The following is a 20,284-nucleotide window of genomic DNA, read 5'->3' on the forward strand; positions in this document are numbered from 1 at the left end:
CTTCCCAGCCCGACTGGGCTGGATATCAGGTGTCCACCAAAAAGGGGTCAGGTCCGTCGTTTACCCCAGCATTCATGAAGTGCTGAATCCACGTGACGCGCAGGCGGGCGGGCTTCGGGGCTAGACCTTTCGAGTGGTACATCGATGAGAAATTGGACGCGATGTTGCTTCGGTCTGCCTTGGCGCTGTCGGGAGCTAGGACATATTGCTCGGGGCGGTACTGGTCCTTACCATGGACCAATGGCTCGGCGTAGCGTTGGCGCACCGGCACGTCGCGACCTGTCACATCGAGCAGCATCACACCTGTCTCGTCGACGTAGACCTGTGTCCATGTCAAGTAGGACGCTTCTTTGGCCCTGAGACCCGCACCGAGACACAGCGAGACCATCAGCTGCTTGTTGAGTACGTTCGTTGCGGCGTTCGCGGCGTAGTTCATCCAGACCTCGATTTGCTCAATCTCAGCTGGAGTATAGGGCTGTGGAACGGAGGTCGGCTTTACTGGGGTTCGAGCGGTTGGCTCGCTGAAACTTGGGTTGACGATACGGGCGACGGCTCGCAGTCGTGTGCGCCGTCGTTGCGCTGTTCCCGACGCGTAGGTGGGGACAAGGGACTCAGCATAAGCGTTGATGATGTCCCAGTCGAGTACGTACTCAACGGCGAGTTCGTAACCCTGCTTCTCCACGGCCCACGTCACGAGATCTGTCAGGAACAGACTGTCCTGCGAATCGGGGGACAGGTCGGGGTGGGAGAGCAGCTGGGCTATGAAGTCGGGGATGGGGGTGGCGGGCATTAAGAGCTACTTCTTCTTCCGACCAGTGACTTTGATCGGGTGAGCTTCGAGATACTTGTTGAACAGGAACAACTGCAACTCAGAATCATCGAGGTCATTGGACGTTCCGTATGCCGTGGCAACTGCCGTATCTAGCGCGGTGTGTGCCTCGAAGAGATCGGGATAGTAGCGTGAGTCACCCGGCTTGTACATAGCTTCGAGCGTCTTTCCACGCTGAGCCAACTTGGCTCGCTCATAAAGAACTCGCTGCGCTAGAGATGCGATTTCGTCTCGGGTCGTCTTGTCTGCGTTAGGCAGCGGCATCGTGTTATAGACCGTGTCTGAACCAAACCTGTAATCCTGACGAATACGCCCGCCCGCAATGTCCAACCATAAGGTGCACATCCGCGATATAAGCAGCCCCAAAACATATCGATCGTCAGAGGGGATGAAGCTTACCGCGTCTCCGGGGATCATGCTGGAGTTCTTAATTAGATCGATCGGAATGTATTTCCTTAAATGTGACGTATGACGTGGGATGAGAATGTAGTCAGAGCTATCCACAAATGCACTTGCTTCACGCGGACGGTGCGGTGAGTCCTTGAGTTTAAATGCATCTCCCGACTCACTTTGTTCGCTGCGCCATTCTTCATTCTTTTCAATGCGCTCACGCAGGAAGCGATGCGCTGCGACATCTGGCAGATCATCTTTATGAACCCAGATGATGTACGCGCGGGTGCCATTAATGAATTGCTTGGCCTGCGTAAACCTACGGATGAAAGGTTCGAGGCCGGGGTCACGAGCTAGCTCCGCGTCATAAGTCTCAGCATCAATTAGGAGGTTTCCATTGTCCGTAGGTTGGAAGCCTTTCGACATGCGTGGCATATCCTTGGGCGACTTTCTTGTGGCCTGAATGAATACATCGGGCGCGTCAAGCAGATAAGGATTGATATTCGATACGGTCTTGATTTCGGTCTCTTTGTCGTTTCGGTCGTGAATGTACAAGACTCGCTCGGTGCGTTGCTTGTGCGCGAAACCGATGATAACTACGTGTACCGATGCGACATTTCGTGTTTCATTTGCCCAGGTAAACGCTCGGTGAGCGAAGTTGATTTTGATGCCTGAGTTGTACATTGGTTGCCACAATGCAGGTGCTTGTTGACCTTGGCAGATGGAACTCGTAGACACGAAAGCGACTTCACACTTAGTCCCCTTGGTGTATTGAGCGGCTAGTAGGAACCAACACGCCACGTAATCGAGTTTGCTACCATTTTTCCCGAAAATCCGAGTGCGCTCTTTCTTTTGTGCACCGGTGAGTGAGTCTCCAATAATGAACGGCGGATTGCCGATGATATAGCTGCAATCTTCTGCAGGGATGACAGACTCCCACGGAATCTCAAGAGCACTGCCTAGATGAATGTCAGCGGAGTCTCTAAGCGGGAGATCATCAATGTTTCGCTTGACGATGATCGAGGTCTCTTGATTGGTCTGCAGCTCGGCAATCCACAATGCCGTCTGTGCAACCGACACAGCGAAATCGTTGATCTCGATTCCGTGGAACTGTCGGAGGCTGACCTTAACCGGAGACGCGTCAACGTCCTCGAAGCCCATGACATATTGGTTGTGATAGAGATGCGTCAACACAATGTTTTCAAGGCGGCGAAGGCACAGGTAGGTCTCGGTAAGGAAGTTGCCCGAACCGCAGGCGGGATCGAAAAACGTCAGAGACGCGAGCTTGTCTTGGAAGCGCTCAAATGCATTTTTCTGGGCGCGTGCTCCTTTGCCGGCGTACTGCCCCTGCATGTTCACAATGTCCTCAAGCTCCTGCTCTAAATCATCGAAGAAGAGCGGGTCAATCACGCGATGGATGTTCTCGGGGCTTGTGTAGTGCATGCCACCGGACTTGCGTGTATCCGGGTTCAAAGTTGACTCGAAGACACCGCCGAAGATGGTGGGGCTAATTTTCGACCAGTCTGTTTGGCCGGAGGACTCAACGATGAGAACTTCGAGGATCTCTTCCGTCAGCTGCGGGATAGTGACCTCGTCGCGGAACAAACCGCCGTTGACATACGGGAAACCAGAAAGCTCAGTGTCGTACTCATCGCGTTCTTCAACGGGGGTGTCCAACGTTTTGAATAGACGCATGAGGCCAAAGCGAGCATCAGCGGGTGACTTGTCTTTGAGGAATGAGTAGAAGGAATTCTTGTGGAACACCAGGGCATCTTCTGCAAACAAACAGAACACCAGACGCACTAGCAAGACATTGAGCTCATGCTGGGACTCAGGGGAGTTAGGGTTTGAGTATTGCTTGCGGAGTAGAGAGTGCAGCTTGCCAATCGTCTCGCCTGCCGTCCATGAGACTTGAGTCTCATAACGTGTGAGCTCGGCGGTGTTAGCGTCCAGGAACATGAGGGCCGAGAGATTATCGGCTAGGTCATCAACCCTGAACTCCTGGTAATTCTCAGCCGCGCGTGGTTCGTCCAGATCATAGACACGCATGACTTCAAAGTTGGACGTGATGATGTAACGGGGACGCTTGTGCCCTGGAACCTCAGAGACATATGTGTAAGCCTGCTCAAACGGGGTGACCTCTGAGCCTCGGTGGTTCTGCTTTGCGTCGAGAGACTTCCCTCGGCTCTTCATTTCCACAAACGTTCGCGCAGAGGGGATCACTGCGTCAATCCAGCCGCCGTACTCAGTGCCTTGTTCAAAAAGAGCTGTGGTCTCAGGATTGTCGTGGTGGAACACGCTGCGAAGTAGGTCAGTCCAGAATGACTGCGAATCGGACTTTTCCTGCCCGCGCTCTTCCCACCTTTCGGCGAACTTCTCGGCTTGAGACCGGCGTAGGGTCATGGAATCAGAGGACACAGATACTCCTTGAGATATAGGACTTGAATTAGCTTAACAGCGCCAGAGTAGACATAGATGTAAATCAATCCGGTGAACCGGTTGCCCTGGTGCTTCTACGCACCTACGATCAGTCACAGCTGCCGTTGCCTAACAAAAGAGGTCGTATGCCCGCACAGAAGCGTCTCGTGGACATGTATCCCGACTGGCCTAATACAGATCCTGTAGATATACGCAACGAGGTTCATCGTCGCTTGCTCCTGTTGGCGAAGAACGTACAGATGGAGGCTGGTAAACACGGCTCTGTTCGCTATGTGGCGGAGCGCTCGCAAGTCTCGCACACAATGATTACTCGCTTCGTTCGCGGTGAGTCGATCCCCAGAGTCGATACGATCATGGCGATTGAGCAATTTGTTGAGACGAGCGTGTGGCCGGTACGTGAGACCACAGATAAGCCTGTCGAGTTGACTAAGGGATCCTGGACCCGGTAGACCGGTAAGTCATCCCTACGACCTCGAATCTATCGAGAGAAAGGGCCGGTGAACATGGCCCTCGAAACCTACCGACCGTCCACCATACCTTATGAGCGCTGGGAAACGATTCGCGACTTCACGGTGAGCCTGGGGCAGCAATACCACGACCTCCACCCCGAGATTGCCTACAACCGCTACATGCCTGTCCTAACGCGCCTGATCGATGTGGTGTGCAACAGGGACGGCTATGAGCAAGACATCGAGGTCGTGCTTGACGCTGAGATGATCGAGATGATGATCCGCGATGAACTAGACGATCTCTCCGTTCATTCAAGAGGCGTATACAAGACTACGCTGCGCAGGCTCGGAGAAGCGCTCAACCCGAGTTGGATGGGGCAGACGATCTACAAGAAGCACGCCCGTACGACCTCACAGCCACCGTACACCCCAGCTGAGATCACCGACGTTCTCGACTGGTGTGTGGACACGGACGAGTTCATTAGCTGCGAGCGACGCAAGATCGTGGGGCTGGGGTTAGGCGCAGGGTTGACGAGCCGGCAGATGAGTGGGCTGAAGTGGTCAAGTGTCGAGGTTGACGAGCGGGGAGTGCTCATCCATCTGTCCGACCGCACAATCCCCGTCACAGCTCGCTGGGTCTACCTTCTCGACTTGGACAAGGCGGGGCGAGATGAGTACGTTCTGCGCCCCAATGTGACGAGCCGAGAGCCTGATGATGTGACAGGCAGGACGGCACGCAACAAGGCTGAGTCAGGAATGCGGCCTGATATTCGCCGACTCAAAGCGACATGGATCGTGGACTTGATGAACCGATATGTGCCCGATGCGTTTATCTGTCACGCGGCGGGGATTAAGTCGTTGAAGCGCTACGAGCAGTACCGCCCTGATTTAGGGGATGAGGACCTGATGGCGGTGCGGGGGCTGTTTCATGGAGACGGACGTGGCGAGGGGCTGCGGGTGGTTTAGGGAGCGTGTCTGTGACTTCGCACGACGAATCTATATGCAATCGGGAGAAATAGGGGCAGGCGCGAAAGTGATTCATATAATTTCGCTATCATTTTTGGCTTTAGACGAAAGTTTGGCCGCGTTAGATGTTTTCATCACCAAACGAGTGGGCTGAGCATCCAAAGAACGAAATCTCACAGACTCATAAAAGGGCACAAGCGCATTGTTGAGAGCATCGACAACCAGCAATCGGACTCCTGCTGTAGCGGCTACCTGACTGATTTTGTCCAGAGCTTGAAGACACAATCGTTTCCCGTGTTTCTGACCTTGAAGTCCTGTTGCTAGACCCATTTTGGCCAAGAGAATTGCCGGCGCGTCGAACTCATCCGTTGAGCAATAAGTCTTGCGGAGAGATTTTGACTCTTCATCGAACCTGCAGACCACAGAGGTGTGGGAGAAAAAGCCGACCACTTGACCTGCATTATCGACACAAACGTGGGTGATGACCCTATTGTTTACGTGTTCCTGCGCCGACTTTTGATGAAACCAATTATCGATTATCGGCTCGCCGGAACTAAAGTTACCTATTTGAGTCGTGCTGTTTATCGGCTCTACACGCGTCCAAGGAACTGTCATAGATCTGCGAGAATTGCGTCGATATCTTGGTCTGTAAACTCTATGTCAAAGGTTTTGGTATCAGCTTCCGTGAACAGATAGACGTTCGGGGGATATATCTGTCGATCTTGTGATCCCGGCTGCCTGTACCAGTACTGCATTTCTTGGTCACTGATCTCGTTCTTATATCCGCCCTTGACATAGTTGTCAGCCCAAGGAGCATCTTGATGCGACAAGTTGCGCAGCTGCGCAGCTGATAGATCTCCGAACATATTCCAGATAGCGTCTAAGAACGCTCTTACTGAGTCTGGCAGGCTAGAGGAGTCAAGCTTGGCATTGAACGCAACGGCGTCATCAGCAGCCACGATAATCTGTCGTCCGAATTTCTTGAATTCATCGCGGATTTTGTCGATGATTGGCCCATGTTCGAAAGCGTGAACATCCGAGTCAAAAAGTCGTCTTCCTGTACCTGCCAGGTAGTTTGCCTGAGCGAAATACATCAACTTGTGTAGCTTCATTTGAGTGACGTCAGGATCTTTGCGCTCATCGTCAAGGGCAAGAAAATAGTCGCTAATTAGATGGGGATCTAAGTCGTAGCGGACTTCGGAATCCCAAGCGTAGGGAGTCTCTTCATTCAAAATTTATCCTCCTTCCAGGGCGCTGATTGAAAGTATTCTTCACTTCAGCTTACGCTAAATTACGGTCATGTGCGTACTTGAAATGCAGTGTGTGAATCCTTCGTGGGCTTGGGCCACGACCCTTATTCCGCACTTCTTCGCTGATCCTGCGCCCATCCGGCATACTCGTTCCTGTCCCTACGACGCAGGAGAGCAATGACTGACTCCCTATTCACATCAGATGGCTACTGGATCATTGGAGCCGAGACCAAAGCTGCAATCCCACAATCAGAGTTCCCGCCCAACATCGTGGAGATGATCGACCTTGTCACAGCTCGACGATACTGGCCTTACCTTCCTCACGTGGACCTTGACTTAATGGAGGCTCACCACTCAGGAGCCAAGGTACTTATCACTGACCTGAATCGCGCTTTGCATAACGAGTGGGACATGCGCGGCGGCTGGACGGGACTGTATGAATCTGGGCAAGCCCAGCGAATCGTAGCGCGGGTGACAGCTGAGGTCGAGGATCGAGAGCTGGCTTCTTTTTGCGGCGGCATCATCGAGGATCTGTTCCTGTGGGCCATGAACGATGAGCGTTCAGCGATGGAAGGCCGCAAGGTGCTCAAAGAGCATGGGGTGCAAAACCCCGAGACCTTGTTAACGTTCCCATATGACCCAGCTGGGCTTGCTGTCGGCGAACTGGAGTTGTGGCACTCGGAGCTTCGGCGGAACTATCTACACTGGCTGATTCAGAATGCTGTGGCGGCGGAGCGGGCGGAGGATAGATTGCCGGCGTGGCAAGTGACGGGGTTCGCGGCGGTGAGGGAGTGGTTGATCATGAATAGTTGTGCGTATAGCTCGTTCCAAGCGTGTACCCGTTAATATATTTCCATGTCTGAAGAGTCTTTCCTGCTGAAGTACGATGGCGCACGTCTGCAGTCCGAGCCGATGTCGGTCGCAGAGATCGGTCCTGTCTTCTTGGCGTTGGACGAACTTGTTAAGGCTATCTACCGCAACGTCGATCCACTGTCCGCTGAAGTACCTGAGCTGGAGATCGTTGGGGTCGAGCAAGGCTCGTATTCGGTCTACTTTGATATTGGAAGTCAGGCTCTTGATGGGGTTCTGAACTGGGCCTCGGAGCCGAAAGCCAACACTGCAATCACCCTTGCGGGTGGTGTTGTGACTGTCAAAGAGATCATCGGCTGGGTCATGAAAGCACTGTCAAACAAAGCCGCGTTGCAGGAGCAGACAGAAGTTCCCTATCCAGATCTTCGTGAGAACCTGCAACTTGAAAGGCTAACTGATGCGCTCCTAGCAAAGTCTCGGGGGCGCAAGAATGTTGCAGCGATCGTAAAGCCGACTCTTGAGCCAGGGATTGAAACAGTAGAACTCGCCGGCTCTCGCAGCATTGAAGTGCACATCAACGAAGAAGAGGCACGGAGAATGGTCAACTATGCGGAGACGCTTCCAGAGCCAACAGCTCAAGTTGTGACCGTCTCAGCTCGCTTTGCCACGGCGAATCTCATTGAGCCTCTTAAGCGCAAATGGCGAATTGAGACTGCAGAGTTTGGAACGATATCCATTCGTCTGCTTGACGAAGAGTTTGCAGCTCTCGTTAGCTCGGGCGCAGCGAACCTTGCGAGGACGTACGACATGCGGATCCGCGTAGAGACTCAGGTCGGACCGGATGATGAAGAGAAGACGAGCTATGAGCTGTTAACTGTATATACAGATGACGGTGAACCTAATGGACAGATGGAGTTGGAACTCTAGATTGTGAGCGAAGTGACTCGTGGATTAGTTACGATCCTCGCCGGGGAGGACGCCGAGGTAGTTCTCTTGCCGTGGTGCAAGCCCCGAAATTCTGTGGTGCAGAGGTATTCGCAGGTCAGGGGCTCAGGCTGTTGGGGGAGTTTCGTGAAAGTGCCAAATAGAAAATCTCGAAACACTTTCCAGGTGGTTAGTGTTTCGAGATTTTTGCTTATGGTTTAAAACTCGCGCGTACCGATCGCTGGCGCCTTTGGCTTAACGCCCTAGACGATGAAAACCGTGGCGTTGTTGCCGCCCTTGCAAGTGATCAGCGCGTTTTCGGCCACGGTACAGCTCATCTCGTAAGTCTTGCCGGTTACTGGGCTAGCAACGTTTAAGGAGCCGGGGATATACCCGCGCAGGTCGTCTTCGGGGCTTGGGGTGGCATTGATAAGTGCGCTGGTGGTTTCCTTGGCAAAGTCGCAGCTGGTGTTGGGGCCTGCCATGAGGAAGTTGATGCGATAACCGTCGCCCATCATGCACAGCTCGGATGGAGTGCCGTTAACCGTCACCTTCGCTCCTGGAGAGTCTCCTGCCGGTATGCCGAGGGAGTCGATGAGCTTCTGGCGTGCGTCTTGGTCGGTGACGTGGTTGTTGGTGTTTTCCTGGCCACCACCTTGCGGGGTTGCCTGCTGCGCCACTGTTTGTGGTGCGTTGGGGTCCAGCGTGGGCTGCGGGGCATCGGGGACGGAAGCGCCGTTGGTTTGCTGAAGGGCCTTTAACTCTTCAAAGCTGTTGTTGAAGCTTGGCTCAGCCGGGGTGGGGTGATCGCTCGGGGCGGGGCTGCAAGCCGCAGTAAACCCGCCGGCGAGTGCGATGGTGGCGAGCGTTAGCGGAAGGCGTCGTGAAGCAAACATGCCCTAAGCCTAACGCGGATCGTGTGGCGTATGTTCGAAAAGATTAAAACCGTCACCTCTAAGAAAGAGGTGACGGTTGAGGTAACGGTTATAGTTCGCTACCGATTAGTGGTCATCCCAGTGGCCTTCGTGGGCGGCGTGGCGGTGGCCATCGTGCAGGTAGTCAACATGGTCGCCGTGGGGAACCGCAACGTGGCCGCAGCCCTCACCGTGCTGGTGGTCGTGGTCCGCATGCTCGTGATGTTCAGTGCTCTCGCACTCGTCCCAGTGGCCTTCGTGCTCACGGTGGATGTGGCCATCGTGGAGGTAGTCGGTGTGGTCGCCGTGTGGGAATGCGACGTGGCCGCAGCCCTCGCCGTGGGTGTGTGCGTGGTCTTCGTGGATGGTGTGTGCCATGGTTTCTACTCCTTGTGGGTCGTGCGGTTGCTCCGCGTTTTCAATCTGTTTCCATTAAACAATGTTTTCATTTCGATTTCAATAAGGCGGCCAAAGTTTTTCAAAACTTTTTCTTTAGTGACGCGCGGGGTGTGGGTGAGGTATGAAAAACGCTCTCGGCACGCTATGTTAAGGAAGTGACGCAAGGGAGGAAGGGATCTATGCGACTAATAAAGGGTTTTGCTGCCGTTGCCGGCGCAACGCTTGCCCTGCTGGGCGGCCAGGCCGTGGCCCATGCCAATCCGGGGGTTGGCGTGAAGCAAGGGCAGGTAATTCTTACTGCCGAAGGCACTGCTTGCACAGTGGGATATGTGGAAGGTTCGCGTGCTTGGACCTCCGCGCACTGTGGTCTTTCGGGGCAGCAAGTCTACAACGAGTATGGCCAGCACCTGGGGGCCCTGCGGTGGTTTAAACCTTCCGGTGCAGCAGAACATGACCTGGCCTATGTGCAGTTTGCGGCCGGCACCTACAGCGAAGGTAATCCGCTCAGTGGCGACGGCATCAATCCGGTTCCGCGTGCCGGCGAGCAGGTCTGTGTAACCGGTCGTCTCAGCGGCAATGATTGCGCGCAGGCAATCGACGGCCCGAAGGATTTCGACGGCATGCACTACGCCACGAACCTGCCCAAGGCAAACGGCGACAGCGGCTCCGGGGTGTTCATGCCGGGGCGTCCGGGCGTCGTTGGCATCTATCAGGGCGGTACCGTGGTCAGCCGCAACGGCAAGCAGGCCTCCTTTGCAAACTATGCGCGCATGCCTTATGCCAATGAATTGGCTGGCCTGCCGCATCAGGGCTTCGTGCCGCGCCGCCCCAACATCGCACCGCCGCGCAACATCGTAGAGGTGCCGGGCGTTGAGCTCCGCAAGGTGGGTGACCAAGCTGAAGGGCTGGCAACCACCAGTAGTGAGGGCTTTGGTATCGATGCGATCCGCGGCATTGCAAATAACTACGGAATCATTATCTAGGCAGCCGGGAGTTGTAGGCGGCTGAGGTAGAAAGCCTGCCCTTTAAAAGAAATAAGCCGTCACCTTTTCTGAGGTGGCGGCTTATTCGAAGTTTTATAGATTCATGTCTTATAGGCGGGTAGTGAGTTTCTGCGCGGCGTCGGCAAGCAGCGGGGCGTACTTCTCGGAGGGGGAAGGGCGGAAGCGCTCGGCGGAACCGGACACGGAAATTACCGCGACGAGTGTGCCGGACGGATCGAAGACTGGTGCAGAGATGGAGGCAAGACCTGCTTCGCGCTCTTCGATGGATTCGGAGTAGCCATTGCTGCGGGCCCTTTCGACGTCCTCGACACTGAAGGTCGCGTTTTCAATATCGATATCTTCGAAGGCGGCGAAGATGCGGGCGGCCGAGCCGGAAGTAAGAGGGAGCTGGCGGCCCACGGGAACCACGTTGTGCAGGCCGGACTCGGGCTCGCGGGTGGCAATGCAGGTTCGAGAATTGCCCGAGAGCTGATAGAGCTGCACGGATTCGCCAGTGTCTGCGAGCAGCTTGTCCATGATGGGGCCGGCTGCTTCGATGAGGTGATCCCGGTTGCCGGGGAGCGCGGGCCCGGCGCCCCATTTGCCATCCGGGGTGCGGGTCAAGATGCGGTGAGCCTCTAGTGCGGTGGCGAGGCGGTGCGTGGTTGCCCTAGGCAGGCCGGTGGTTTCACAGAGCTCGTTGAGGTTGGACGGACGGTTGGCGGCTGCCATCATGATGGCGACGGCGCGATCTAAAACCTTGATTCCGGATATTTCGCTATACTCTCCCATATAATGAAATTTACGTTCCAATTCATGAGATTTCAAGCGGAGTGATGAATATGTCGGAAAAACTGACTTTGGCTGAGAAAGTCTGGCGTGATCACGCAGTCCAAAAGGGAGATGGTGGCGCACCAGATCTCATCTATATCGACTTTCAGCTCCTCCACGAAGTTACCAGCCCGCAGGCCTTCGATGGGCTGCGTTTGTCTGGCCGTCCTTTTCGCCACCCAGAGCTGCACCTGGCAACGGAGGACCATAACGTTCCAACCCGCGGGATTGCCACGGGAAATCTGCTGGAGATTAAGGACGAGGTCTCACGTACGCAGGTCAAGACCCTCCGAGAAAATTGCGAAGAGTTTGGGGTGCGGCTGCATTCGATGGGCGAGGAGCAGCAGGGAATCGTCCACACCGTGGGCCCGCAACTTGGAATTACGCAGCCGGGTATGACCATCGTCTGTGGCGACTCGCATACCTCGACGCACGGTGCTTTTGGATCCATCGCCATGGGCATCGGTACCTCCGAGGTTGAGCACGTTATGGCAACGCAGACGCTTTCTTTAAAGCCATTCAAAACCATGGCTGTAGAGGTAAACGGCGACCTGCCGGAAGGCGTGAGCGCGAAGGACCTGATTTTGGCCATCATTGCCAAGATTGGTACCGGCGGCGGCCAAGGCTACATCATTGAGTATCGCGGCGAGGCGATTCGCAACATGTCGATGGAAGCGCGGATGACCATCTGCAATATGTCTATCGAGGCGGGCGCGCGTGCGGGAATGGTCGCTCCGGACGAGACCACTTTTGAGTATGTGCGTGACCGCGAGTTTGCCCCAAAGGGCAAGGACTGGGAAGCCGCCGTGGCCTATTGGAAGACCCTTCCTACCGATGAGGGCGCGCATTTTGATGCGGTCGTGGAAATCGATGCTTCCGAGCTGTCCCCATTTGTCACCTGGGGCACCAACCCGGGCCAAGGCTTGCCATTGAGCGCAAATATGCCAGACCCAGAGGATATTGGTGATGAGAACCTTAAGGCCGCAGCGCAAAAGGCTCTGGCCTATATGGATCTTGAGCCCGGCACGCCGCTGCGAGACATCAAGATCGATACCGTCTTCTTGGGCTCGTGCACGAATGCGCGAATCGAGGATTTGCGCGCGGCCGCCGCGGTGGTTAAAGGAAAACGCATCCATCCCGAGACAAACATGCTCGTGGTGCCTTCCTCTACCTTGGTCAAGGCCCAAGCTGAAAAAGAAGGCCTCGACACGATTTTCAAGGACTTTGGCGCGCAGTGGCGTACGGCGGGCTGCTCCATGTGCCTGGGCATGAATCCGGATCAGCTAAAGCCGGGGGAGCGTTCAGCTTCGACCTCAAATCGCAACTTCGAAGGCCGGCAGGGCCCAGGCGGGCGAACTCACCTGGTTTCTCCCGCCGTGGCCGCGGCGACTGCGGTCTTAGGGCATCTGGCCAGCCCAGCAGACCTTAGCTAGGCCAATCCACCCGTTTCTAGATTCGGTACCAATATCAAACCCTATTTGGCAAAGAAGGCAACCACCATGGAAAAATTTTCTACCCATACCGGCATCGGCGTGCCGCTGCGTGCTTCCAATGTCGATACTGATCAAATTATTCCGGCCCGCTACCTAAAGTCCGTCAAGCGCACGGGCTTTGCCGAGGGACTTTTTTCAAATTGGCGCGCGGATGAAAACTTCGTGCTTAACCGTGAGCCTTTCTGCAACGGCTCGGTGCTTTTCGCAGGCCCCGACTTCGGTACCGGTTCATCGCGTGAGCATGCGGTGTGGGCGCTGCGGGAATTCGGTTTCAAGGCAGTATTTTCCTCGCGCTTTGCGGATATCTTCCGCGGCAACTCCGGCAAGGCGGGGCTGCTCACTGGCATCATGGCGCAGGAAGACATTGAGCTGATATGGAAGCAGCTGGAACAAAACGAGACTTCGGTGACGGTGGACCTGGCGGCGCGACGCTTAAGCGTTGGCGGCAATCAGTATTCCTTCGAGATTGATGACTACACGCGCTGGCGCCTCATGGAGGGACTCGATGACGTAGGGCTGACGCTGCGCAACGAAGACGCGATCACAGACTACGAAGACCGGCGTCCAACTTTTAAACCTTCTGTTGCTTCTTTTTGATAATTGCCAGTCACTTACCCCTGTTGCGTTAACAATCGGTAACAGGACTGATTTTTCTCTAGAAACCTTGCACGCGTCAGAATAGTCTGTGAGTCGTGACTCAAGAATTTGGAAACAATAACGGTTTTAACGCTAACGGTAACTACCCGAACGCTAACCAGAACGACCCGAACAATCCCTTCGGGCAGTCTGGCCAACCTGTTCAGGGCGGACAGCCTAATCCGGGCCTGCCTCCATATGGCGAGTACGGCGAGTACGGCGCACAGGGCGGCGCGGGTTATGCCGGTGCTGGCAACGCCCCTAATGGCAACCAGATGACTGGTCAGTTGCAGGGGCCGCCGCCAAGGTTAGATGCCGGCGACGCCATCGGACAGGGGTTTAAGGGCTTCTTCCGCAATCCTGGACCGTGGATTTTGGCACCGCTTGCGCACTTTGTCATCATGTTTCTGCTCGCGGGGGTAATAGTAGCAATCGTCGCGGGGCTAGCACCGAGCACTTCCGATCCTTCCGAAGCTGGAAATATTTTGGCACCGATTGGGGGCGTTTTCTGCGTAGTCTTCATGTTGTTCTATTGCTTTTGGATGACAGCAAACGTCTACAGAGCCGCCGCGAAAGAGACGGACGGCCAACGCGCGAGCTTTGGAGACTTCTTTAAAAGCGGAAATACCTTTGGCTTAATGGGTCACTACATCGTGGTCCAAATCATCGTGTATGTGGGCCTTATCCTGCTTATCATTCCGGGTTTGCTTGCCAGCTTCTTCCTCTCCTTCGTTCCATATATCAAGGCGGATAACCCAGAGATGAGTCTCGGCGAAACTTTCCGCACCTCCTTCAATCTGACCAAGAATAACGTTGGCCAGTCTCTCCTGTGCCTCATTGTGGGCGGATTGCTCGTTAGCCTCTTGGCCTGCATTCCAATCGTCGGGCTCTCGTTCGCCCTCGGCATCCAGGCATTCATGATGATGATTTTCTACAGGCAAGCCACTGGCCGCCCGGTTCACCGTTGGGTATAAAACGGCGAAAACCTAAAGAACTCGGATTCCTAAAATAGGATCCGAGTTCAATACGTTTTGCTAGCGAACTGGCAGCGCGCTAGCGAGGTAGTCAGCGCCGGTGAGCACGCCGTTGTTGAAGGAGAGCACCCACACCGAGCCCTTCTTGAAGCGAAGGTCTTCGAAGTCGGTCTTGAGGAACTGTGGCTTTAGGCTTTCGAGAATGCCGGGGATGGTTTCACCTTGGCTGACGATGACCGGCACGCCGCCCTTCGCCACCACCCGTTGGAAGGCTTGCTCGGCAGCTGCGGGAGACTTTTGCCAGCCCTCGTCCCCGAAGTCCTTGTTGACAGCAATGTCGAGCCCGAGTTCGTCGGCAAGCGGCGCTGCGGTTTGCTGGCAGCGCTGTGGGCTCGCCGAGTAGATGGCGGTGGGGTGGTAGGGCGAAAGCATCGGAACGAGCATTTCTGCTTGGCGACGCCCCTTTTTATCCAACGGGCGCAGATTATCGTCACCCTCCCAGTTGCGACGCTGATGGGCGCGTGCATGGCGCACATAGAGAACGCGGGTGGTGGGAGCCAAGCGCAGACGCTTCTTGGCCTTAGCTAAAACGTCAGTATCGACGTCGTAGGTAAGCAGCTCGCAGGCCTCATCGATGGGCAGCCAGCGCAGCTCATCGGTCTCGCTATTGTCTTCGAAGCTGCCTTTAAGGTACTGGGCCAACCAGTAGTAGACCACCTTCGTGCGGCCTTGGACTGGATAGGTGACCTTGCCGATGAGCTTGCCAAGCTTGACATCATAGCCGGTCTCTTCAAGGATCTCGCGCGCCGCAGTGGTGGGCAGGGACTCACCTGGATCGACCTTGCCCTTAGGCAAAGACCAATCGTCGTAGTGGGGGCGGTGGATTACCGCTACCTCGGGATCCTGGGGATTGCCACGCCACAACACGGCGCCGGCTGCCAAGGTGGTGCGCTTGAATTCCTTGGCGGGATTGGTAGGAATTTCCTGATGACGGCCCGAGATGAAGACCTCAGACTTTGCGTCTTTGTCTGTCTCATGCATGTTTTTTGCCTTGGGCATTTCGCTCCTTAACAGATGGCTGCGCAGCTTATTTTTAACTATCTTGCGCTCTTTGGGCGCGCTTTGCATCCGCACGCGCCGGTTCTTCGCATTCGGTTAGCTGAATATTATTTCACTTACCCCCAGTTGGCCCGCAAGCTGAAAAGCTTGTCTTTTGTGCGGGTCGGTTGGGCTAATCTAGGTATGTTGCACGAGATACGCAAAGGGGAGAGCTAATGCAAAAGGTTGCAGTAATGGGCGCGGGTTCTTGGGGAACCACCTTGGCGAAAGTCTTCGCTGATGCGGGAAGCGAGGTCCACTTGTGGGCGCGCCGCCCCAAGCTGGCTGAGGATATTAATACGACGCATATCAACCCTGATTACTTGCCGGGCCTCGAGCTGCCCTCGGGCCTTATCGCGACGTCGGATGCCGCAGCGGCGCTCGACGGTTCCGACATCGTGATTTTCGGTGTGCCCTCGCAGACCTTGCGCAGCAACTTGGAAAAGTGGGCGCCCTTGCTGCCTTCTGATTCCACCTTGGTGTCTATCTCGAAGGGCGTGGAGGCAGCAACTCTAAAGCGCATGAGCGAGGTCATCGCTGATGCAACTGGTGTCGACGAATCGCGCATCGCAGTACTTTCCGGCCCGAACCTGGCTAAAGAGGTAGCGGAGGAGCAGCCGGCGGCCACCGTCATCGCGTGCGTCGATGAGGAGCGCGCAAAGGCTGTCCAGCATGCTGCGGCCGCACCGTATCTGCGCCCATATACCAACACCGATGTCATTGGTGCCGAGATTGGTGGTGCCTGCAAGAACGTCATCGCCCTCGCCTGCGGCATGGCCTCTGGTCGTGGCTTGGGCAATAACACTCTGGCCACGATCATCACCCGCGGTCTTGCGGAGATCACTCGCCTCGGCGTGGCTTTGGGTGCTGACCCGTTTACTTTCTCTGGACTTGCTGGCATGGGTGACCTCGTGGCCACCTGTAGCTCGACCCTCTCGCGTAACCGCACCTTTGGCTACCGCTTGGGCCAGGGCGGCACGTTGGAAGAAGCCAAGGCTGCGACGAATGGCCAAGTGGCAGAAGGCGTTATCTCCTCGGATTCGATTTTCCGGCTGGCTCAGCAGGTGGGCGTCGAGATGCCTATTACCCAAGCGGTCTACGGAGTTTGCCACCGCGGCGTCGACGTCGAAGACATGATCGTCGCGTTGATGGGGCGTTCAAAGAAGTCGGAATAGTGCGAGGGTAAAGTTTGCCGTTATGAGCGAAAAGATCCGTGTAGCCGTTGTATATGGCGGTCGTAGTTCCGAGCATTCTGTCTCTTGTATTTCCGCAGGCGCGATCATGAATCACCTTGACCCTGCGAAGTACGAGGTGGTGCCTATCGGAATTACTAAGGAAGGCCAGTGGACGCCGGGAACCACCGAAGGCCTAGAAATCATCGATGGCGTTATGCCAGAGGTGACCTTGGGCGATGAATTGGCGTTGTCCCTAAACCCAGCCACCAAGGGCCGTTTCCACAACGTCACTCAGCACAACCACTATGCGGAAGTCGATGTCATCATCCCGGTTCTGCACGGACCATATGGCGAAGACGGCACCGTACAGGGGCTGTTTGAGCTTTCCGATATTCCTTATGTGGGCACCGGCGTACTGGCTTCTTCGGCCGGCATGGACAAGGAATTTACCAAGAAGCTGCTCAAGGCAGAGGGCCTGCCGGTAGCGCCCGAGGTGGTGCTCAAGGAGCGTACCGAGTTGACCGAGGAAGAAAAACAGGAACTGGGGCTGCCGGTCTTTGTAAAACCTGCACGTGGTGGCTCTTCCATCGGCGTTTCCAAGGTCAGGGATTGGGCGGATTTCCCGCACGCAGCCGAGGTGGCCTTCGAAAGCGATGGCAAGGTGCTCGTCGAGCCCGAGATCGTGGGTGCTGAGGTAGAAATCGGTGTACTGGAGTATGCGGATGGCTCCATCATTGCCTCGGTTCCAGCACAGCTCAATGGCATCGAGGAGGCCGACGAAGGCTTCTATGGCTTCGATGCCAAGTACATCGATGAGGGCGTGAGTGCACAGATTCCGGCCCCGCTTGCAGAAGACCTAACCAAGACTTTGCGAGAGACCGCCATCGCAGCTTTCCGCGCACTGGGCTGCGAGGGCATTAGCCGCGTGGACTTTTTCATCACCGAAGATGCTTTCTACATCAACGAGATCAACACCTTCCCGGGCTTTACCCCGATCTCCATGTATCCACAGGTATTTGCCGCCACCGGCGTCGATTACGCAGCGCTTCTCGACGCTTTGGTAGACAACGCTCTCGCTCGCGCGAAATAATCCTCGCTATTGGCCAGGGGTGTGCTTGGCCAAAGTATCGCTCATGCGCACCAGCGCAGAGTTAGCGACGTCTTGGGGCGCGAACAAGGCTAAGTCGTTCGCGCGGCCTAGGGCGAACCAGGTTCCGCCGGTAGTTCCCTCGGCCAAGGTGGTGTCTTCGAACCAAGGCACATCGTTTACTTGCTGGAGCTGTACACCCGGTTTGTAGTTTTCGGGTTCGCCGACGCCGCAGCGCACCACGATGTCTTCTCGGCCTTCCGCGCTCCAGACATAGGTGTTTTTTGCCTTGACATCACTGCGGCGGGTGTAGCCATCCGCGATGTGCTCCGGCAGTGCCTTTTCCAAAGGGGCACACATCTTGTCCGGGCCGTCGGCAAGCTGCGAAAGCGGTGCAGGGCGCGGCTCGTGGTGCTCCTTGCGCAGCGGCTCGAGCGTCTTATCCAAACCGGTGGGACGCTCATCGTTGAAGGTGGTCACCGCTACCACAGGGCTGCGATCGGTGTTGTACCACGTGGTGAGGTTGGAGCCTGGGGTCATGTCTTTGACCTTGAGCCAGGCATCGCCGTCGATGTCCTCGGTCTGGGAGTAGGCGGTGTACTGATAAGGCAGGTTGGCGCCGCAGCGCAAGCTGACCGACTCGGAGGAAAGTTTTGCCCACGCAGCGGCGCCTGCCGGAACCGGCTCGGCGATTTCGGCTCGGGGCTGGCCCATGAACTCCTCGGGCGCTGCCGCGACGACGGACTTACACTCCGCGGAGTTAGCGTCGTCTGATTGAATGGGGGACAGCGCAACTGGTGCTTTGGCCGTGTTTTCGAAGTAGAACTTCGCGCCAAAAATAACCGCGAATACCATCGCAATGGATAGTCCAAGTGAGATAAATACGGCGGTGCGGTTAAATTGGTTGGTCATAAGCGTTCATCCTAACGCGTAAAGCAATGTCAGCATTAACCTCCCGTTGAGAAAGGCCATCGTGCATTTGTCGCATACCCTCGGGCAAGCAGGCGAGCAACATGTCATCGGTGAAATCGTAGCCGCGGCGCCCAGCGCGCTAAACGGCGATGACGCCGCCGTCATGTTCCCGGATCCGCCGAACTCACGCACGGTGGCTTGCACCGACATGATGGTGGAGGGCAGGCATTTCCGCCGTGACTGGTCCACTCCGATGGAGGTGGGCCAGAAAGCGATTCTGCGCAACTTTGCCGATATCGAGGCGATGGGCGCGCGTCCCACTGCAGCGTTGCTCGCGATTGCGGCGCCTACGGAGACCCACGTGTCCTTCGTGCGCGGTATTGCGGAAGGCATCGCCCAGCGTTGCGCCCTTTATAACGCAGAGCTGGTTGGCGGTGACCTCACGCGCGGTTCACAGCTGGTCATCACCGTCACCGCAATTGGCACGTTGGGCGGAAGCCAACCCCCATTGACCCTGGGTGGGGCACGAGCGGGGCAGAAGCTGGTCAGCCACGGCAAGATTGGTTACTCCGCGGCGGGGCTTGCGTTGCTGCAGGAATATGGGCGCGACCTACCGCCCGAGCTCTCGGAGCTATGGCCGCTTATCGACGCCCACTGCAATCCCTCGCTCAAACCAGGCCGCGGCGTAATCGCCCGCGCCACGGGGGCTACCGCCATGACGGATAACTCGGATGGCCTCGTGCCAGATATCGCGGGTGTGGCAAAGCGCTCCAACGTGCACATCGACTTGCACTCCACCGCCATTGCTCCTGACGCTTTGCTCACTGAAGCCGGTGTGGTCTTGGGCGTTGACCCATGGGAATGGGTGCTCACAGGCGGCGAGGACCATACCTTGGTGGCTACCACCAACAAGGAAGCGCCATCGGGGTTCCGCGTCATCGGCACCGTCAACCGCGGCACTGGGCTGACCGTGGATGGTAAGAAGCCGAGGTATGACGCTGGCTGGCAGAGCTTTTAAAGCAGCGAGGAATTTTCAGGGGAGGAAATGATGACTGCGCCGTACTCGCAACTTTTTGATACCTCGGTAATCGATAGCTCGTGGTTGCCGGTCTTGGCGCCGGTACTAGAAGAGCACCTGCCTGCCATCGAGCAGCAATTGCAGCAGCTGCCGGAAGATGGATTCCTGCCAGCGGCCGAAAATGTCTTTGCTGCCTTTCGCGTGCCTTTGCCCGAAGTGCGCGTGCTCATCGTGGGGCAGGACCCTTATCCCACGCCAGGACATGCGGTAGGTCGGTCTTTTGCCACGGCACCTGGGGTTAAACCGCCGCGTTCCTTGCACAACATCTACAAAGAGTTAAGCGAGGACGTAGGCGTTGCCCCGCGCGAAGACGGTGACTTGCGCGCTTGGGAGTCCCAGGGAGTCATGCTTTTAAATCGCGTGCTCACGGTGGCACCGGGTGAGGCGGGCTCGCATCGTAAGCTCGGCTGGCAGGCCATCACGGAGGCTGCAATCCGGGCGCTCAACCGGCAGCCGATGGTGGCCATCTTATGGGGCAATGACGCCAAGGCCTGCGCGAAGTTCTTGCCGGACGTGCCGACTATCTCTTCGGCGCATCCTTCGCCTCTTTCTGCACGCCGAGGATTCTTTGGCTCACGGCCGTTTTCGCGCGCTAATGAGCTTTTGCGCGACCAGGGCGCGCCGGATGTCGACTGGCACTTGTAAAC

General features: G+C 56.2%; 21 protein-coding genes. 12 read left to right on the top strand and 9 right to left on the bottom strand.

The genetic code is table 11. The annotated features are described in order from the left end of the window. Positions 1–25: 25 nt before the first annotated feature. Positions 26–790 (bottom strand): site-specific integrase, encoded by a 765-nt coding sequence (locus HMPREF3169_RS02325; protein ID WP_070455596.1) that lies wholly within the window; start codon positions 788–790, stop codon positions 26–28. Positions 791–796: 6 nt separating this feature from the next. Further along, positions 797–3,637, bottom strand: a complete 2,841-nt coding sequence (locus HMPREF3169_RS02330; protein WP_246815584.1) for a DNA methyltransferase — start codon at positions 3,635–3,637, stop codon at positions 797–799. Positions 3,638–3,783: 146 nt separating this feature from the next. On the opposite strand from HMPREF3169_RS02330, the gene HMPREF3169_RS02335 reads away from it, so the two are divergent. Together HMPREF3169_RS02335 and HMPREF3169_RS02340 are read left to right on the top strand one after the other, a co-directional pair. Continuing rightward, entirely contained in the window at positions 3,784–4,107 is a 324-nt protein-coding gene (locus HMPREF3169_RS02335; protein ID WP_070455598.1) for a helix-turn-helix domain-containing protein, read from the top strand. Positions 4,108–4,287: 180 nt separating this feature from the next. Beyond that, entirely contained in the window at positions 4,288–5,073 is a 786-nt protein-coding gene (locus HMPREF3169_RS02340) for a hypothetical protein (RefSeq protein ID WP_070732167.1), read from the top strand. Between the two features lie 72 nt (positions 5,074–5,145). Here HMPREF3169_RS02340 and HMPREF3169_RS02345 read toward each other — a convergent pair whose 3' ends face one another. Beyond that, positions 5,146–5,688, bottom strand: coding sequence for a hypothetical protein (locus HMPREF3169_RS02345; protein ID WP_070455600.1), 543 nt, complete (start codon positions 5,686–5,688; stop codon positions 5,146–5,148). Continuing rightward, the gene (locus HMPREF3169_RS02350) at positions 5,685–6,305 is read right to left on the bottom strand and encodes a Panacea domain-containing protein (RefSeq protein WP_083286043.1); all 621 of its coding nucleotides are present in this window, start codon (positions 6,303–6,305) and stop codon (positions 5,685–5,687) included. The genes HMPREF3169_RS02345 and HMPREF3169_RS02350 overlap by 4 nt, the downstream gene beginning before the upstream one ends. Positions 6,306–6,500: 195 nt before the next feature. Between HMPREF3169_RS02350 and HMPREF3169_RS02355 the strand changes: the two genes are divergently transcribed. Together HMPREF3169_RS02355 and HMPREF3169_RS02360 are read left to right on the top strand one after the other, a co-directional pair. Further along, positions 6,501–7,169, top strand: a complete 669-nt coding sequence (locus HMPREF3169_RS02355) for a hypothetical protein (protein ID WP_070455602.1) — start codon at positions 6,501–6,503, stop codon at positions 7,167–7,169. A gap of 9 nt (positions 7,170–7,178) precedes the next feature. Then, complete coding sequence (locus HMPREF3169_RS02360) at positions 7,179–8,060, top strand: LAPAL motif-containing putative phage structural protein (RefSeq protein WP_070455603.1); 882 nt, start codon at positions 7,179–7,181, stop codon at positions 8,058–8,060. Positions 8,061–8,320: 260 nt separating this feature from the next. Here HMPREF3169_RS02360 and HMPREF3169_RS02365 read toward each other — a convergent pair whose 3' ends face one another. Together HMPREF3169_RS02365 and HMPREF3169_RS12610 are read right to left on the bottom strand one after the other, a co-directional pair. Beyond that, a complete protein-coding gene (locus tag HMPREF3169_RS02365; RefSeq protein ID WP_070455604.1) occupies positions 8,321–8,953 on the bottom strand; it encodes a hypothetical protein in 633 nt (210 codons plus the stop codon). A gap of 105 nt (positions 8,954–9,058) precedes the next feature. Continuing rightward, on the bottom strand, positions 9,059–9,349 hold the full coding sequence (locus HMPREF3169_RS12610) for a hypothetical protein (RefSeq protein WP_082787599.1): 291 nt from the start codon (positions 9,347–9,349) through the stop codon (positions 9,059–9,061). A 200-nt stretch (positions 9,350–9,549) separates the two neighbouring features. On the opposite strand from HMPREF3169_RS12610, the gene HMPREF3169_RS02375 reads away from it, so the two are divergent. After that, the gene (locus HMPREF3169_RS02375; RefSeq protein WP_070455606.1) at positions 9,550–10,353 is read left to right on the top strand and encodes a hypothetical protein; all 804 of its coding nucleotides are present in this window, start codon (positions 9,550–9,552) and stop codon (positions 10,351–10,353) included. Positions 10,354–10,461: 108 nt separating this feature from the next. Here HMPREF3169_RS02375 and HMPREF3169_RS02380 read toward each other — a convergent pair whose 3' ends face one another. Further along, entirely contained in the window at positions 10,462–11,145 is a 684-nt protein-coding gene (locus tag HMPREF3169_RS02380) for an IclR family transcriptional regulator (RefSeq protein ID WP_070432894.1), read from the bottom strand. Between the two features lie 50 nt (positions 11,146–11,195). Here HMPREF3169_RS02380 and leuC point away from each other — a divergent pair, with 50 nt between their 5' ends. The 3 genes from leuC to HMPREF3169_RS02395 all read left to right on the top strand — a co-directional run bounded on the left by leuC (position 11,196) and on the right by HMPREF3169_RS02395 (position 14,287). After that, positions 11,196–12,617 carry a 3-isopropylmalate dehydratase large subunit gene (leuC, locus tag HMPREF3169_RS02385; protein ID WP_070455650.1) on the top strand — a complete coding sequence of 474 codons (1,422 nt, stop codon included), beginning with the start codon at positions 11,196–11,198 and terminating at the stop codon, positions 12,615–12,617. A gap of 66 nt (positions 12,618–12,683) precedes the next feature. Further along, the gene (gene leuD, locus HMPREF3169_RS02390; protein WP_062035172.1) at positions 12,684–13,274 is read left to right on the top strand and encodes a 3-isopropylmalate dehydratase small subunit; all 591 of its coding nucleotides are present in this window, start codon (positions 12,684–12,686) and stop codon (positions 13,272–13,274) included. 95 nt (positions 13,275–13,369) lie between these two features. Then, positions 13,370–14,287, top strand: coding sequence for a hypothetical protein (locus tag HMPREF3169_RS02395; RefSeq protein ID WP_061922206.1), 918 nt, complete (start codon positions 13,370–13,372; stop codon positions 14,285–14,287). 60 nt (positions 14,288–14,347) lie between these two features. Here HMPREF3169_RS02395 and HMPREF3169_RS02400 read toward each other — a convergent pair whose 3' ends face one another. Continuing rightward, complete coding sequence (locus tag HMPREF3169_RS02400; RefSeq protein ID WP_062035170.1) at positions 14,348–15,346, bottom strand: bifunctional NUDIX hydrolase/histidine phosphatase family protein; 999 nt, start codon at positions 15,344–15,346, stop codon at positions 14,348–14,350. 215 nt (positions 15,347–15,561) lie between these two features. Between HMPREF3169_RS02400 and HMPREF3169_RS02405 the strand changes: the two genes are divergently transcribed. Both HMPREF3169_RS02405 and HMPREF3169_RS02410 read left to right on the top strand, forming a co-directional pair. Continuing rightward, positions 15,562–16,560 carry an NAD(P)H-dependent glycerol-3-phosphate dehydrogenase gene (locus HMPREF3169_RS02405; protein ID WP_061922212.1) on the top strand — a complete coding sequence of 333 codons (999 nt, stop codon included), beginning with the start codon at positions 15,562–15,564 and terminating at the stop codon, positions 16,558–16,560. Between the two features lie 22 nt (positions 16,561–16,582). Continuing rightward, positions 16,583–17,650: a D-alanine--D-alanine ligase family protein gene (locus tag HMPREF3169_RS02410; protein ID WP_061922214.1), complete on the top strand. Its 1,068-nt coding sequence runs from the start codon at positions 16,583–16,585 to the stop codon at positions 17,648–17,650. Positions 17,651–17,656: 6 nt separating this feature from the next. Here HMPREF3169_RS02410 and HMPREF3169_RS02415 read toward each other — a convergent pair whose 3' ends face one another. Next, a complete protein-coding gene (locus HMPREF3169_RS02415) occupies positions 17,657–18,559 on the bottom strand; it encodes a DUF3515 domain-containing protein (protein WP_061922216.1) in 903 nt (300 codons plus the stop codon). 61 nt (positions 18,560–18,620) lie between these two features. Between HMPREF3169_RS02415 and HMPREF3169_RS02420 the strand changes: the two genes are divergently transcribed. Continuing rightward, complete coding sequence (locus HMPREF3169_RS02420; RefSeq protein WP_235591036.1) at positions 18,621–19,577, top strand: thiamine-phosphate kinase; 957 nt, start codon at positions 18,621–18,623, stop codon at positions 19,575–19,577. A gap of 30 nt (positions 19,578–19,607) precedes the next feature. Then, complete coding sequence (locus tag HMPREF3169_RS02425; protein WP_061922586.1) at positions 19,608–20,282, top strand: uracil-DNA glycosylase; 675 nt, start codon at positions 19,608–19,610, stop codon at positions 20,280–20,282. Positions 20,283–20,284: the final 2 nt, after the last annotated feature.

The organism is Corynebacterium sp. HMSC08C04, assembly GCF_001807495.1.
GTDB lineage: Bacteria > Actinomycetota > Actinomycetes > Mycobacteriales > Mycobacteriaceae > Corynebacterium > Corynebacterium simulans.